Here is a 14605-nt window from a genome sequence, read left to right on the forward strand (position 1 = left end):
CGGGTGTTCGCGGCGTGGCTTGGTACTTACTCGCCACCATGTCGGTGGTTTGGAATAGTCTTGATGAGAAGGGTTGCGCGGTAACACCGAGAAGTTACCGTCACAAGCCGAACGAGTAACCCGTTGAGGGAGAGGGAATAACTGTGCGTACGACAGGCAGTCGGCTTTTCACCAGTGAGTCCGTGACCGAGGGGCATCCGGACAAGATCTGTGACGCGATCAGCGATTCCATCCTCGACGCCTTGCTCGCGGAGGACCCGAGCAGCCGGGTCGCGGTGGAAACCATGGTCACCACCGGGCAGGTCCATGTCGCGGGCGAGGTCACCACCTCCGCTTACGCAGACATTCCGCGGATCGTGCGCGAGAAGGTCCTCGAGATCGGATACGACTCCTCCGCAAAGGGATTCGACGGCAACTCCTGCGGAGTCAACATCGCGATCGGTGCCCAGTCGCCCGATATCGCCCAGGGTGTCGACACCTCGCACGAGGCGCGCGTCGGCGGTTCCGACGACGCGATCGAGCGCCAGGGCGCCGGCGACCAGGGCCTGATGTTCGGCTACGCAACGACCGACACGCCCGAGCTGATGCCGCTGCCGATCGCGCTCGCGCACCGGCTCTCGCGCAAGCTCACCGAGGTCCGCAAGTCGGGCGTGCTGCCCTACCTGCGCCCCGACGGCAAGACCCAGGTCACCATCGAATACGACGGCGACCGCCCGGTTCGCCTCGACACGGTGGTCATCTCCACCCAGCACGCCGCCGATATCGACCTGGACAACCTCCTGGCACCCGATATCCGCGAGAAGGTCGTCGACGCCGTCATCGGCGACCTGAACCTGCCCAGCCTCGACACCTCCGACATCCGCCTGCTGGTGAACCCCACCGGCAAGTTCGTCCTCGGCGGCCCGATGGGTGACGCGGGCCTGACCGGCCGCAAGATCATCGTCGACACCTACGGCGGCATGGCCCGCCACGGTGGCGGCGCGTTCTCCGGCAAGGATCCGTCGAAGGTCGACCGCTCGGCCGCCTACGCCATGCGCTGGGTCGCCAAGAACGTCGTGGCCGCCGGTCTGGCGGACCGTGTCGAGGTGCAGGTCGCGTACGCGATCGGCAAGTCGGCCCCGGTCGGTCTGTTCGTCGAGACCTTCGGCACCGAGAAGGTCGACCCGACCCGCATCTCCACCGCCATCTCCGAGGTCTTCGACCTGCGTCCGGGCGCGATCATCCGCGATCTCGACCTGCTGCGCCCGATCTACGCGCCGACCGCCGCCTACGGGCACTTCGGCCGCACCGATGTCGACCTGCCCTGGGAGCACACGGACCGCGCCGACAAGCTGCGCGCGGCCGTCGGCCTGTAATACCCACGGACCGCGTGTCAGCGGGCGAAACATCGACAGCAGCGGGACACCCCATCGCGAGGGTGCTCCCGCTGCTTTCGCCTGCCCACCTCGACCGCGACTTCGACTACCTCGTCCCTGCTGAATTGGACGAGATCGCGCAGCCCGGCGTGCGCGTGCGCGTGCGTTTCGCAGGCCGCCTCGTCGACGGATATCTGCTCGAACGTCTCCCGCGCAGCGATCACAACGGCAAGATGATGCCGCTCGAACGAGTGGTCTCCGCCGAACGCGTCCTCACCCCGGAGATTCTGCGCCTGGCCACCGCCGTCGCCGCCCGCTACGCGGGAACTCGCGCTGATGTCCTGCGTCTTGCCATCCCTCCGCGCCACGCCCGTACCGAAACCGGCGGGGCGAAGAAGTCCGATGCCGTGAAGAAGTCGACGCGTTCGGCGGCTGGAGTTGTCGATATCGCCGACGATCCGACGTCGTCGCCGGAAGACCCGGCCCTCGCCGATGAGCAAGGCGCGGGCGCCGTGGCCGGCTCGGCACCGGAAGCTGTTGATGGTGAGCATCTTTCGCGCTCGACTGACGCGGACAGTGCCACCGGTGTGGATGGCTCCACCGGTTCGGGCGGCTCGGCGGCGGCGGGTTCGGGCGGCGGCGGCGATTCGGTCGCGGAATTCGGCGGGGCTGCGGGCGACAAGGCAGCGAAGGTCCAGGTCGAGCAGACGTCGAGCGCCGCGGCGGAAGCGCGCAGCGAGGTCGACGCGTCGGCCTGGGGCCGGTATGCGCACGGCATGGGGTTCGTCGGCGCGCTGGCACAGGGTAAGGGTGTGCGGGCGGCGTGGCAGGCGTTGCCGGGGGAGGACTGGGCGGCCCGGCTGGCGGAGTTGGCGGCGACGGTGGTGGCCGCTGGTCGCAGTGCGGTGTTGATGGTGCCCGATCAGCGCGACCTCGATCGATTGCTCGCTGAATGTGTTGCGCTGGTGGGTGATTCGGCTGTCGGACTGTCGGCGGGGCTGGGCCCCGCGGCGCGGTATCGGCGGTGGCTGGCGGTGTTGCGGGGGCAGGCGCGGATCGTGGTGGGGACTCGGGCCGCGGTTTTCGCGCCCGCGAGCGATCTCGGGCTGATCGCCCTCTGGGACGACGGTGACGACACCTACGCCGAACCCCGTTCGCCGTATCCGCATGCTCGCGAAGTGGCGATGCTCCGGGCGCACGAGACGGGGGCCGCGTTCGTCGCGGCCGGTTTCGCGCGGACCGCGGAGATCCAGGCTGTGGTCGAAACCGGTTGGGCTCATGACCTTCTCGCCGAACGTCAGGTGCTGCGTGAGGTGACGCCCAGGATCAGTGCGCCGGGCGACAGTGACTACGCCCTGGAGCGCGACGCGCTGGCCCGCTCGGTGCGAATGCCCGGCGTCGCGTTCGCGGCCGCGCGCTCCGCGATCAAGGAGAACGTGGCGGTGCTGGTCCAGGTGCCGCGGCGAGGTTATGTTCCATCGCTGGCCTGTGCGAAATGCCGTACTCCCGCGCGCTGCCGGCACTGCAACGGACCGTTGGCACTACCGCATTCGGGCAATGGTGAAGCGGCGAGTCCGCAGTGCAAGTGGTGCGGCATCACCGAAGCCGCGTTCCGCTGCCAGGCCTGCGGTGCGCGAGCGCTGCGGGCCACGGTGATCGGCGCGGCCCGCACCGCCGAAGAGCTCGGGCGTGCGTTCTCGGGCGTCCCGATTCGTGCTTCGGGCGGTGGGGAAGTGCTCGACACGGTCGAACCCGGCGCCCAGGTGGTCGTCGCCACCGTCGGTGCGGAACCCCTCGTTCGCGGTGGCTACGGCGTCGCGCTGTTGCTCGACGGCTGGGCGCTGCTCGGTCGCGCCGACCTGCGCGCGAGCGAGGACACCCTGCGCCGGTGGATGGGTGCGGCCGCCCTGGTCCGCCCCCGTGGCCAGGTCATCGTCATGGCCGAGCCGTCCCTCGCCACCGTCCAGGCGCTGGTCCGGTGGGATCCTGTCAACCATGCCGCCGCCGAACTGGAGGCTCGCGCGGAGGTCGGCTTTCCGCCTGCGGTCCGGCTCGCAGCCATCGACGGCACCACCGCCTCGATCGCGGAATTGCTCGACGCCACCACGCTTCCCGACGGTACCGAGATCCTCGGCCCGGTACCGCTGCCGCCGACGGCCCGTAAACCGTTCTCCGGCGGCGATTCTCCCGCCGAGGTCGAACGGATGCTGCTGCGGGTGGCCCGCTCGGACGGCGCTCCCTTGGCACGCGCCCTCACCGCGGCCCAAGCCGTCCGCAGTTCGCACCGCTCCGACGCGCCCTTGCGCGTGCAGATCGACCCGGTCGATATCGGCTGACGAGGGTCCCCGCGGTCCGGTCAGGCGTACATCGCCCGATGGCGCCTCGCCCACTGCGCGTAGGTGGTGGCCGGTCGACCGAGTACATCCTCGATATCAGTGCTGACCTGCTGTTCTTCCGCTGTGGGCATGCCGAGGATGGTGAGGGTGTGGTCGGCGACCGGCTCGGGCATGAAGCGCAGCATGTTCTGCTTGGCCTCGTCCACGGTGAGTTCGAGGAAGGTGATCGGGGCGTCGATCGCTTCGGCCACCGCCGCGGCTTGGTCGCGTGGGGTGAGCACGGCGGGTCCGGTGAGGGTGTAGGCGCGGCCGTGGTGGCCGTCTTCACGCAGTGCCACGGCGGCCACGGCGGCGATGTCGGCGGGGTCTACCGCCGGCAGGCCGATATCGCCGAACGGTGTGGGGATGACCCGCTGGGTGCGCACCGGTTCGATCCACGCGAAGGTGTTGGAGAAGAACGCGCCGGGGCGCAGGGCCGTCCACTCCAGGCCGGATTCGGCGAGGGCCTGTTCGAACGCGATGGTTCGTGCGTAGCCGTCGGACTGTGGGCGGGTGACCGCGCCCTGCGAGGAGACGAAGACGACCCGGCGGATGCCGGCGTCCGCGGCGGTTTTCAGCAGCAGGGCCGGCTCGGGGCCGGTCATCAGTTGCTCGCCGGTGATCAGCAGGAACAGCGCGTCGGCGCCCTGTAGCGCGGGGGAGAGGCTGTCGAGATCGCCCAGGTCGGCGACCGTGTGCTCGACACCTGTCGGCAGGTCGACGGGGCGTGTGCCGCGGGATACCGCCCTGACCTGTGCTCCCGCGTCGACGAGTAGTCCGACCAGGGTGCTGCCGATATTGCCGGTTGCTCCGGTGACGACGATCATCTGAATCCTTAGTTAGTTAGCTGACTGACTTGCTGGACACGAATGTATCCCACCGGCCGCGCTCTGTCTATAGTTAGTTGTATGACTAAATCGGACGCGCAGCTCAGCCCGAAGATCGGGAAGCGGGAACGCCTGGTGCAAGCGGCGATGCGCGTGTTCTACGAGCAGGGCATCGAGAAGACGACGATCGCCGATATCGCGCGTGAGGCCGACGTGCCGGTCGGCAACGTCTACTACTACTTCAAGACCAAGGACCAGTTCATCGCCGCGGTCATCGAGTTGCACGCGCAGGTGCTGTCCGGCGTCGTCACCGAACTCGCCGAACTGCCGGGACCCGCCGAGAAGCTGAAGGCCATGGTTCGCAGCTGGGTCGAACAACGTGAGATGGCGGCGCGTTTCGGCTGTCCGACCGGTTCACTCGCCGCCGAACTCGACAAGCGCGAGGACGCCTTCGGGGGGCAGCCCGCACGCGTGATCGGGCTGCTCGTGGAGTGGGCACGCGAACAGTTCGCCGCCCTCGGTCGCGCCGACGCCGCCGAGCTCGCCGTTGCCTTCGTGGCCGCGTATCAGGGGATCTCGTTGCTGACCAACACCTTCCGTGACCCGCAACTGATGGTCACCGAAGGTGCCCGGCTGGAACGATGGATCGACGAGCTGGCGCAGGAGTCCGGATAGCACCTGCGCCGGCTCGGGGTCGTTCGTCGGCGCGGCTCTGCCCGTGGCCGGAGGTCAATCGGTGGGCTGCCAACCCGAGCACAGCAGGTCGATGGTGGTGATCGCGTTATCGGTGGTGGTCAGGAAAACGCGCTGGTCGGCGACACGAGTCGTACCGTTGGCCGGGCGCATGCGGACCAGCCAGTGCATCGCGAGCTTGTCGCCGATGTGTTCGCGGCCGGAGTCGACGACGGCGAAGTCGTCGGGACCGCCGAACCAGCCGCGAAAGCGCGCGATCGCCGGATCGGGACCCACCGCGGTGAACGGGCCGGGTGGGATCAGACCGCGCAGCGTGACCTCGGGAGCGAGGTAGGACGCCATCGCGGCGAAGTCGCGCCGGATCAGCGCGGCGAGAAACAGGTCGGCGACCGAGGAGGTCGTCTGCGGGGTATGGGTCGAAGTAGTCATGGGAAAAGTCTGCGACCTGCGCCGATGTCGAACATCGGGTGATCACCCGATCTTTGCCGATTGATCCTCGTCGGGCAGTAGGCCGTGGCGCATCGCGAACACCGCGGCCGAACCACGGCTGTGGACACCGATCTTTGTGTAGATGTGCTCGACATGGCTGCCCGCCGTGCGTGGGCTGATGCCGAGGGCCTGGGCGATCTCTCGGGTCGACCGGCCGCGCACCAGCAGGGCGAGGACGTCGAGCTCGCGGGCGGTGAGCCCGGCGATCTGCGCGCGCTTGCGTGGTCTTCGGCCCTGGGCCGCGGCCAGTACGGCGGCAACGGCGTCGCCGTCGAGTCGCCCCGCTGTCACCTCGGCGCGCAGGATCCTGGCTCGCTCGTCCGGCTCGATGGCGGGTCGGTGCGGTCGCTGCTCGCCGAGTGCGCGAAACATCTGGGCGGCGGCCAGAATTCGCGCGGTGGGCGGCAGCATCGAGCCGGTGAGCCCGCGCGGATAGCCGGACCCGTCCAGCCGTTCGTACACCATCGAAGCCGGTCCGCCGAGCGCGGCCAGGTGCGGGCTGCGCGCCAGCACTCGCTCGGTCAGATACGGAACCATCCGCACCCGTTCGCGTTCGGATGCGGTCAGCGGACCCAGTTTGTTCCAGATGCCCGTCGAGACACCGATGGTGCCGAGGCGACACACCAGGGCTGCCCGCCGCACGGTCACCGCCTGGTCGGCGGGCAGGCCGTACTCGCGGGCCGCGGCGGCGGCCAAGTCGGCCACGGCCCGCGAATGACCGAGGAACCAGGTTGCTTTCGCGTCGGCGTAGTCGGCGAAGACGGTGAGGACGTCGGTGAGTTCGTCGTCCGCGATCGGCCGGTCGAGCGCCGCGCAGCCGTCGATCACCTGCTGCCAGGCGTCGACCCGGTCGAGTCCGTCCAGCAGCGCGCCGTCGCCCCGGGCGCACAGGTGCACCAGTTCGGGATCGAACTCGGTGCCACTGCGCGACAGCAGCATTCGGACCGCCGCGTCGACACCGCCCACCCGGGTATGGACCTCGGCGTCGTCGGCGATGTGCACGACACGCATCACCGGAATGATCGCCTCGCCCCGCAATCCGCCGGGTACGCCGTGGCCGTCCCAGCGTTCGAAGGCTTGCGGCAGCGCTGCCCGGACGGCGGCCGGCAGGCCGAGGCGGTCGGCGATATCGGCCGCGGTGCGGCAGTGGGTGAGGAACGAGTCCATCGTGTCGCGCACCCCGCCCGCGAGGAACCGGCCGGTCATCGAGATCCGCCGCAGCGACGACCCGCCTTCGGCGAGGTGCCCGAGCAGGAAGGCCATCATCGGCAACCCGGTTTTGTCGATGTTGTAGCTGTCGGCCCGGATCTGCAGGTCGTCACCGAACCAGCGCGCCATCTCGGGGGAGTCGGCGACGCAGCCGACCCACGCCAGCAGCGAGACGTAATACACCGCGGCGCGATCGGCCTCGGACAACCCCGCGGCCTCGGCGAGCCGGACAGCGAGAACGGTCTGGCGCAGGACATGTTCCTGCGGCTGGCCGAGCCCGAGGTCGGTGGCCAGTGACAGTGAGGCGACGAGTTCGGCGAGCCGAAGGGGTCGGGACGGGGCCGTCACGAATTCAGATTACTCCTTGCGCTCGATGCATTGCCGATATATCGTCGATAGTGTCAAGAACAACGAGAGAGCCTGAGGAGGCTGTCATGCAGAACCAAGAACAACGAGAATTCGGACACTTCCGGCGCGGTCGCGGACCGGGCCCCCGGGAATTCGGTCCCGACCGCCAGCAGTTCCGCCACGGCGGGCGCCATGGCCACGGCCCCGACTTCGGACCGGGCTTCGGCCCAGGTTTCGGACCGGGCTTCGGTCCTGGTTTCGGTCGCGGTCGCGGCCGCGGCGGGCGTGGCAGGCGCGGTGACGTGCGGGCCGCGGTGCTGCTGCTGCTCGTCGAGCGCCCGATGCACGGCTACGAATTGATCCAGCAGATCCGCGACCGCAGCGACGATGTCTGGCGCCCCAGTCCGGGGTCCATCTACCCGGCATTGGCCCAGCTCGAGGACGAGGGTCTGGTGCTCATCGAAAAGGTGGCCGGTCGTAAGACTGCCCAGCTCACCGACGAGGGCAAGGCCTATGTCGAGGCCCATCGTGAGGATCTCGGCGACCCGTGGGCCGAGGTCAAGCAGGACGTCGGCGCCCAGGCGCTGGACCTGCGCGGACTGGTCGGACAGGTGATGGGCGCGGTCGGTCAGGTGGCCCAGGTCGGCACGGCACAGCAGGCGGCGAAGGCGGCCGAGGTGCTCGCCGAGACCCGCCGGGCGCTGTATCGAATCCTCGCCGAGGATGATGTCGCCTCCGAGGGCGATGCAACCCCCGAGAAGTGAGGGCGTCGTGACCGCCCTGCCCGGCGTGCGGTTGTCGGTCCCATGGAGTAAATGTTTGGGGTATGGAACAACTGGGAACGTTGTGGGGTTGGGGAACATCACGATTGCGCGGCGCGGTGTCGGTCACGGCACTCGCCTGCACGGCGGTGATCGGTGTGTCCTTCGCACCGATCGCCGCCGCTGAACCGGCGGGCTATCGGCCCGCCGTCATTCCGATGCAAGCGGGTCCGGCGCAGTCCGATCACCTGGACGCCGCCCATTACATCAAGGCCAACCCGAACTCGGTTCCGGTGGGGCTCAACAACTTCGGGTGTACGCCCACCGCCGAGCACCCGCGGCCGATCGTGTTGGTACACGGCACCGACTCGAGTGCGTACTCCGACTGGGCGGGAATCGGGCCGCAGCTGGTGTCGGCCGGCTACTGCGTCTTCGCGCTGAACTACGGCGGAGCGCCGGGCGCCGACACCTACGGCACCGAGGACATGCGCATCAGTTTCGCCCAGCTCGCCCAGTTCGTCGACGATGTCCTCGTCGCGACCAAGGCGACCAAGGTCGATCTGGTCGGGTTCTCGCAGGGGGCGAACGTCAGCCGGTTCTATGTCAACAAGCTCGGGGGCGCGCCGAAGGTCGGGACCTGGGTCGGCCTGGCCTCACCCAGTTACGGCGGGGTCATGTACGGACTGGTCCCGGTGGGGCAGGCCGTTCCCGGCATGATGGATATCTTCGCGAAGGTCACCTCGACCGCTGCGGTCCAGCAGGCTCAGGGCGAACCACTCATGGTGGAGCTCAACGCGGGCGGCGACACCGTGTCCGGTGTCCGGTACGTCACCGTCGGCAGCCGGGTCGACGAGATGATCCAGCCGTTCTCGAACATCGCGCTGCGCGGTGCGGGCGCCGAGAACCTCGTCCTGCAGGACCTGTGCGCCGACGACCTGACCGGGCACTTCCACCTGGTCTACGACCCCTTCGTGCAGCAGTTGCTCCAGCGCGTCCTCGACCCGGCCCGGGCACCCGCACCGGTCTGCGCGCCCGTCCCGCTCGGCACCGGCATCCCCGAGGTGATCATCGCGGGCAACTCCTGACAGCCGGGCTGGACGGAAGTACCTCGCGGGGTCACTAGACTGGGACGACCGCAATTCGTCCTCCCCGGGAGCCGCCGTGACCATTCAGCCCGTTCGCCTGTTCGGCGACCCGATCCTGCGTTCTCGTGCCGACGCGGTCACCGAGTTCGGTCCCGACCTCGCCACGTTGGTCGCCGATCTCACCGAGACCATGCACGACGACGGTGGGGTCGGGATGGCCGCGCCGCAGATCGGTGTCGGGCTGCGGGTGTTCGTCTACGACACCGGCGATGCCGCGGGGCATGTGGTGAATCCGGAGTGGTCGGCCCTCGGGGCCGACGAACAGGTCGGTCCCGAGGGCTGCCTGTCGATCCCCGGCGTGCGGTACGACGTGCGCCGGGCGGCGCGCGTGCGGGTCAGCGGGGTCGACGTCACCGGTGCGCCGGTCGAATTCGAAGCCGACGGTCTGCTCGCGCGCTGCGTACAGCACGAGTACGACCACCTCGATGGCGTGCTGTTCATCAACCGGCTCGAACCGGCCGACCGCAAGGACGCGATGCGGACCATCCGCGAATCCGACTGGTTCCGCGGCGGGATCACCGTGCGCGAATCCAGCGGCGTCGGCGGTGGCCGCTGATGCGCGTAGTTTTCGCGGGCACGCCCGAGCCCGCTGTGCCGTCGTTGCGCCGGTTGATCGAGAGCGAAGGCCACGAGGTCGTCGCGGTCGTCACGCGGCCCGACGCGGTCGCGGGCCGTGGTCGCAAGCTCCTGCGCTCGCCGGTCGGGCAGCTCGCCGACGAACACGGCATTCCGGTGTTCACGCCACGCAAGCCGTCCGAGCCCGAGTTCGTCGCCGCGCTCACCGAGCTCGCACCGGACTGCTGCCCGGTCGTCGCCTACGGTGCGCTGCTGCCCCAGCAGGTGCTCGACATCCCCGCCCACGGCTGGATCAACCTGCACTTCTCGCTGCTGCCCGCCTGGCGCGGGGCGGCTCCCGTGCAGGCGGCCATCGACGCCGGTGATGACATGACCGGCGCGTCGACGTTTCTGATCGAAGCAGGCCTCGATACGGGCCCGGTGTACGGGGTGATGACCGAGAAGATCGGGCTCACCGACACCGCGGGCGAACTGCTGGCCCGGCTCGCCGAAGCGGGTGCCGTGCTGCTCGAGAAAACCCTGGACGGCGTGGAAGACGGTTCGCTGCAAGCGATTCCGCAATCCCATGACGGCGTGACCTACGCACCGAAGGTGACCGTGGAAGCCGGGCGGATCGGGTTCGACGAACCCGCGCTCGCCATCCACCGCCACATTCGCGCCGTCACCCCGGCGCCCGGCGCGTGGACCGAGGTGAACGGGCTGCGCCTCAAACTCGGCCCGGTGGAAATGGTGGAGGAAACCTTGCCCGAACGCGAGATCGAGGTGCGCAAATCCGGCGTCTTCGTCGGAACATCGACCACAGCGGTCCGCCTGGGTCAGGTCCAGCCGCCCGGCAAGAAGATGATGAACGCCCTGGACTGGGCGCGCGGCGCCCGCCTCGCGCCCGGCACGGTGATCGGATGAGTGCCTCGGACCGCCGCCGTCGCCGTGAAGCCGACGCCGCGAAGGGCGTGAGCCCCCGCGAGGATCGCAAACCCACCGGAAAGTCTGGCGAGCCGCGCGGCGGTAGCCCCCGCGACGACCGCAAGATCACCGGCAAGAACGTCGACGGCGGCTGGGCCGCCCGCGCCGCGAAGGGCACCACCACCCCGCGCGCGGACGGCGACCGCTGGACGGATCGCTCCGACCGCCCCCGCCGCGACGACCGCCCCGGGGGCGCCCGATCCGGCGCGCCCCGCCGCGAAGACGACCGCCCTGGTTTCGCTCGCGGCGCGCAGGGTCGCGACGCGGGCAATCGACGCGACGATGCTCCGCGCTCCGGCGCGCCCCGCCGCGAAGACGACCGCCCCGGTTTCGCTCGCGGCGCGAGTGACCGGGCGCAAGGACGTGACGCGGGCGCTCGACGCGACGACGCCCCGCGCTCCGAGGCACCTCGTCGTGCCGACGACCGCCCTGGCTTCGGCGGCGCGAACGACCGGGCTCAGGGCCGTGACTCGGCTGACCAGCGCGGTGACCGTGGCAACGCGGCACGTTCCGGTGCGGGACGGTCCGACCGTGGCGCCTCACGTCCCGATCGTGGTGCGCGCGTAGGAGACTCGCGTGGCCGTGGTGCGGGCAACCGGGATGCTGGTGCGCCGGCGGGCAAAGCGCCCGCTCAGCGTCGTCCCGAGCGTCCCGATCCCAGTGTGCCCAGTCCGCGCAAGCGCCGCGGCGAGCCCGTGGATCCCGCGCGCGAAGTCGCCCTCGATGTGCTGCGGGCCGTGCGTGAGCGCGACGCCTATGCCAACCTCGCGCTGCCGAAACTGTTGCGCGAGCGCAAGATCAGCGGGCGCGACGCCGCGTTCGCGACCGAGCTCACCTACGGCGCCAGCCGTTCGCAGGGGCAGCTCGACGCGGTGATCTCGGCATGCGCGGGCCGCCCGGTCGACGAGATCGACGGCCCCATCCTCGACATCCTGCGCCTCGGCGTCTACCAGCTACTGCGGACCCGTACCAGCGCGCACGCCGCCGTCGACACCTCCGTCGACCTGGCCAGTGCCGAATTCGGCCAGGGCCGTGCCGGTTTCGTCAACGCGGTGCTGCGGCGAGCGGGGGAGAAGACCGCCGAGGAGTGGATCGCCGAGCTGGCCCCCGCCGACCCGGTCGGCAAACTGGCCTTCGAGCACGCGCATCCGAAATGGATCGCCCAGTCCTTCGCCGACGCGCTCGGCGCGCAGGCGGGTGAGCTGGACGCACTCCTGAAAGCCGATGACGAACGCCCGGTCGTGCACCTGGTCGCCCGGCCCGGCGAGATCACCTCGGAAGAGCTGGCGCTGGTCACCGGCGGTGAGGAGGGCCGCTGGTCCCCGTACGCGGTGTATCTCGACGGCGGCGATCCCGGTCTGCTGGAACCGGTCCGTGACGGCATCGCCTCCGTCCAGGACGAGGGCAGCCAGCTGGTCGCGCTCGCTCTCACGCGTGCGCCGCTGGAGGGCCCCGACAAGGGTCGCTGGCTCGATCTCTGCGCAGGTCCCGGCGGTAAGGCGGCCTTGCTCGGCGCGCTCGCCGCGATCGACCTGTTCACCGTCGACGCTGTCGAACCGGCCGAGCACCGTGCCGAACTGGTTCGCAAATCCACCCGGAATCTGCCCGTCACCGTGCATGTCGCGGACGGTCGCGACAGTGGCCTGACCCCCGGCTACGACCGCGTCCTCGTCGACGCGCCGTGCACGGGCCTGGGCGCCCTGCGTCGCCGCCCCGAGGCGCGCTGGCGCCGCACTCCGGCCGACGTGGCGGAGCTGGTGACCCTGCAGCGTGAACTCCTCACCGCCGCATGGGATCTGGTGCGCCCTGGTGGTGTCGTCGTGTATTCGACCTGCTCACCGCACCTCGCCGAAACAGTATCGGTGGTCGCCGATTTCGTCCGCCGCAGCGGCGCCGAGGAACTCGACAGCCGCGAGTTCCTGCCCGGTGTCACCGATCTCGGTGACGGCCCCTCCGCGCAGCTGTGGCCGCATCGCCACGGCACCGACGCCATGTTCCTGGCGACGTTGCGCAAGAAGTAGCCGCGACAGTACGACGGCGCCGTCCCCCGCACGGGGGCGGCGCCGTTCCATTCGTCCAAGCGAGGAGCGAGCGCCGAGCGGAGAATCGGCGTATGGCGATGACATGGGATCAGGTGGTCGCGATGGCGACGGCACTACCGGGTGTGGCGGAAGGCACCTGGTGGCGCAGTCCCGGCCTGAATGTCGGCGGCAAGAGCTTCGCTCGACTGCGTGATGAGGCCGAAGGCGGCCTCGTGCTGCTCTGTGAGCCCACGGAGAAGGAAGCGCTGCTGGCTTCCGGCGACCCAGCTTTCTACACGACCCCGCACTATGACGGGTACCCGTACATCCTCATCGACCTCGACGTGGTCGACCCACAGCAGCTCGCCGAGCTACTCGACAGTGCCTGGTGGCTGCGCGCACCCGCGAAGCTGCGGCGCGCGAGGCAGGGTGCATAGGAGAGGACGCCGTTGTCCTGTCCCCGAGTCAGTCCCGTTCGGACAATTCGCGCAGGCGCGCCAGGGTTTTCGCGAGAATCCGGGACACGTGCATCTGCGAGATCCCCAGCTGCGACGCGATCTGTGTCTGCGTCATCGACTCGAAGAATCGCATGGTCAGGATGCGGCGCTCCCGTTCGGGCAGGCCCGCCAGCAGTGGCCGCACCGCGATGTACTCCTCGACCCGGTCGAACTGCGACTCTTCCTCGCCGAGCGTGTCGAGCAGCGACGCGTCGCTGTCGCGCCCGATCGAGGCCGCGTCGATCGACGTCGGCTGATAGGCATTGCCCGCGATGACGGCCTGGGTGACCTCGTCGGGGTCGACATCGAGTTCGGCGGCGATCTCCTTGGCGGTGGGGGAGCGGCCCAGTCGCTGCGAGAGCTGATCCACGGCCGCGCCGATCCGCAGGTGGGTTTCCTTGACGCGCCGCGGGACTCGCATCGCCCAGGTGTTGTCCCGGAAGTATCGCCGGACCTCGCCCATGATCGTCGGCACCGCGAAGGACAGGAAGTTCGAGCCACGGCTCAGGTCGAACCGGTCCACCGCGTGCACCAGACCGACGCGCGCCACCTGCGACAGATCGTCGAACGGCTCGCCGCGCCCGCTGAATTTGCGGGCGATGTGATCGGCCAGCGGAATGCAGCGGTTGATCAGCGCATCGCGCGCGACCGCGTGTGCGACACTGCCCGGCTCGGTCGCCGCGAGACGCTCGAACAGGGCGCTGACGTCGTCGTACCCCGACACCGGTTCCGGAGTTTCGGTCTCCTCCTCGATACTGTCCTGCTCGAGGGCTTCCTTGTCCGGTTCCGCGGCGTTCTCCGATTCCGCGGCAGGGGAGTCGGTTTTGTCGGGTTCGCTGAGATCGTGCTGGTCGGGCTGGTTGTCCTCGCCGTGCACTATGCCTTCCCCCGGACCCTGCGGAATCGGACCGTCGTCGGGTACCCGGACACGCCTGCGTCGAAATCCTGCTGTTCGGCGATGACCTCGTCGCAGAGCGTGCGCAGCACATGCCACCCGAAGCTGCGCTGATCCGGCATGCCCTGCGCCGCAGCGACACCGTCGACGCGCACCTGGAGTTCGAAGTCACCGACGAGGAATTCGCAGGTGAGCAGCGTATCCGGGCCCGCGATCGCGATGATCGTCGAGCACACCTCATCCACGGCCAGGCGCACGTCGGCTACCTCGTCGAGGGTGAAATCACTGAGTAGCACCAGTGTTTCGGCCAGTCCGCGCACGATTGGCAGCTGCGTCAGCTGTGCTGCCACACGAATCTCCACCGGGGCGCCGAAAGGCCCATGTTCCGCCGAAAAATTGGTCACCCTGAGAAGGCTACCCATATCCCGGCAGGGCAATCACCATCGCCGTC

14 protein-coding genes are annotated in these 14605 nt (G+C 69.3%); 9 read left to right on the forward strand and 5 right to left on the reverse strand.

Going from position 1 to position 14605, the window contains the following annotated elements:
- Positions 1 to 143: 143 nt before the first annotated feature.
- Together metK and ACWGCN_RS15470 are read left to right on the forward strand one after the other, a co-directional pair.
- Positions 144 to 1355 carry a methionine adenosyltransferase gene (gene metK / locus ACWGCN_RS15465; protein ID WP_101467096.1) on the forward strand — a complete coding sequence of 404 codons (1212 nt, stop codon included), beginning with the start codon at positions 144 to 146 and terminating at the stop codon, positions 1353 to 1355.
- Positions 1356 to 1369: 14 nt separating this feature from the next.
- Complete coding sequence (locus ACWGCN_RS15470) at positions 1370 to 3691, forward strand: primosomal protein N' (RefSeq protein ID WP_452449272.1); 2322 nt, start codon at positions 1370 to 1372, stop codon at positions 3689 to 3691.
- Positions 3692 to 3711: 20 nt separating this feature from the next.
- On the opposite strand, the gene ACWGCN_RS15475 is transcribed toward ACWGCN_RS15470, so the two are convergent.
- Positions 3712 to 4557 (reverse strand): SDR family oxidoreductase, encoded by an 846-nt coding sequence (locus ACWGCN_RS15475; protein WP_452457845.1) that lies wholly within the window; start codon positions 4555 to 4557, stop codon positions 3712 to 3714.
- A gap of 81 nt (positions 4558 to 4638) precedes the next feature.
- Between ACWGCN_RS15475 and ACWGCN_RS15480 the strand changes: the two genes are divergently transcribed.
- Positions 4639 to 5232 carry a TetR/AcrR family transcriptional regulator gene (locus tag ACWGCN_RS15480; RefSeq protein ID WP_378989072.1) on the forward strand — a complete coding sequence of 198 codons (594 nt, stop codon included), beginning with the start codon at positions 4639 to 4641 and terminating at the stop codon, positions 5230 to 5232.
- A 54-nt stretch (positions 5233 to 5286) separates the two neighbouring features.
- Here ACWGCN_RS15480 and ACWGCN_RS15485 read toward each other — a convergent pair whose 3' ends face one another.
- Both ACWGCN_RS15485 and ACWGCN_RS15490 read right to left on the reverse strand, forming a co-directional pair.
- Positions 5287 to 5679 (reverse strand): nuclear transport factor 2 family protein, encoded by a 393-nt coding sequence (locus ACWGCN_RS15485; protein ID WP_378989073.1) that lies wholly within the window; start codon positions 5677 to 5679, stop codon positions 5287 to 5289.
- 42 nt (positions 5680 to 5721) lie between these two features.
- Complete coding sequence (locus ACWGCN_RS15490) at positions 5722 to 7296, reverse strand: HD domain-containing phosphohydrolase (RefSeq protein ID WP_452457846.1); 1575 nt, start codon at positions 7294 to 7296, stop codon at positions 5722 to 5724.
- An 86-nt stretch (positions 7297 to 7382) separates the two neighbouring features.
- On the opposite strand from ACWGCN_RS15490, the gene ACWGCN_RS15495 reads away from it, so the two are divergent.
- The 6 genes from ACWGCN_RS15495 to ACWGCN_RS15520 all read left to right on the forward strand — a co-directional run bounded on the left by ACWGCN_RS15495 (position 7383) and on the right by ACWGCN_RS15520 (position 13199).
- A complete protein-coding gene (locus ACWGCN_RS15495; protein ID WP_379316204.1) occupies positions 7383 to 8060 on the forward strand; it encodes a PadR family transcriptional regulator in 678 nt (225 codons plus the stop codon).
- Between the two features lie 62 nt (positions 8061 to 8122).
- Positions 8123 to 9142: an esterase/lipase family protein gene (locus ACWGCN_RS15500; protein ID WP_452457847.1), complete on the forward strand. Its 1020-nt coding sequence runs from the start codon at positions 8123 to 8125 to the stop codon at positions 9140 to 9142.
- Between the two features lie 76 nt (positions 9143 to 9218).
- On the forward strand, positions 9219 to 9758 hold the full coding sequence (gene def, locus ACWGCN_RS15505; RefSeq protein WP_378989077.1) for a peptide deformylase: 540 nt from the start codon (positions 9219 to 9221) through the stop codon (positions 9756 to 9758).
- Complete coding sequence (gene fmt / locus ACWGCN_RS15510) at positions 9758 to 10681, forward strand: methionyl-tRNA formyltransferase (RefSeq protein ID WP_378662499.1); 924 nt, start codon at positions 9758 to 9760, stop codon at positions 10679 to 10681. The genes def and fmt overlap by 1 nt, the downstream gene beginning before the upstream one ends.
- 722 nt (positions 10682 to 11403) lie before the next feature.
- Positions 11404 to 12762 carry an RsmB/NOP family class I SAM-dependent RNA methyltransferase gene (locus ACWGCN_RS15515; RefSeq protein ID WP_387444445.1) on the forward strand — a complete coding sequence of 453 codons (1359 nt, stop codon included), beginning with the start codon at positions 11404 to 11406 and terminating at the stop codon, positions 12760 to 12762.
- A gap of 92 nt (positions 12763 to 12854) precedes the next feature.
- Positions 12855 to 13199, forward strand: coding sequence for an MmcQ/YjbR family DNA-binding protein (locus ACWGCN_RS15520; RefSeq protein WP_378989078.1), 345 nt, complete (start codon positions 12855 to 12857; stop codon positions 13197 to 13199).
- A gap of 28 nt (positions 13200 to 13227) precedes the next feature.
- Here ACWGCN_RS15520 and ACWGCN_RS15525 read toward each other — a convergent pair whose 3' ends face one another.
- Together ACWGCN_RS15525 and ACWGCN_RS15530 are read right to left on the reverse strand one after the other, a co-directional pair.
- The gene (locus ACWGCN_RS15525; protein WP_378989079.1) at positions 13228 to 14136 is read right to left on the reverse strand and encodes an RNA polymerase sigma factor SigF; all 909 of its coding nucleotides are present in this window, start codon (positions 14134 to 14136) and stop codon (positions 13228 to 13230) included.
- Entirely contained in the window at positions 14136 to 14504 is a 369-nt protein-coding gene (locus ACWGCN_RS15530) for an anti-sigma factor (RefSeq protein WP_379318243.1), read from the reverse strand. Before ACWGCN_RS15530 ends, ACWGCN_RS15525 begins: the two co-directional genes overlap by 1 nt.
- Positions 14505 to 14605 lie beyond the last annotated feature (101 nt).

Source organism: Nocardia sp. NPDC055050 (genome assembly GCF_053608345.1).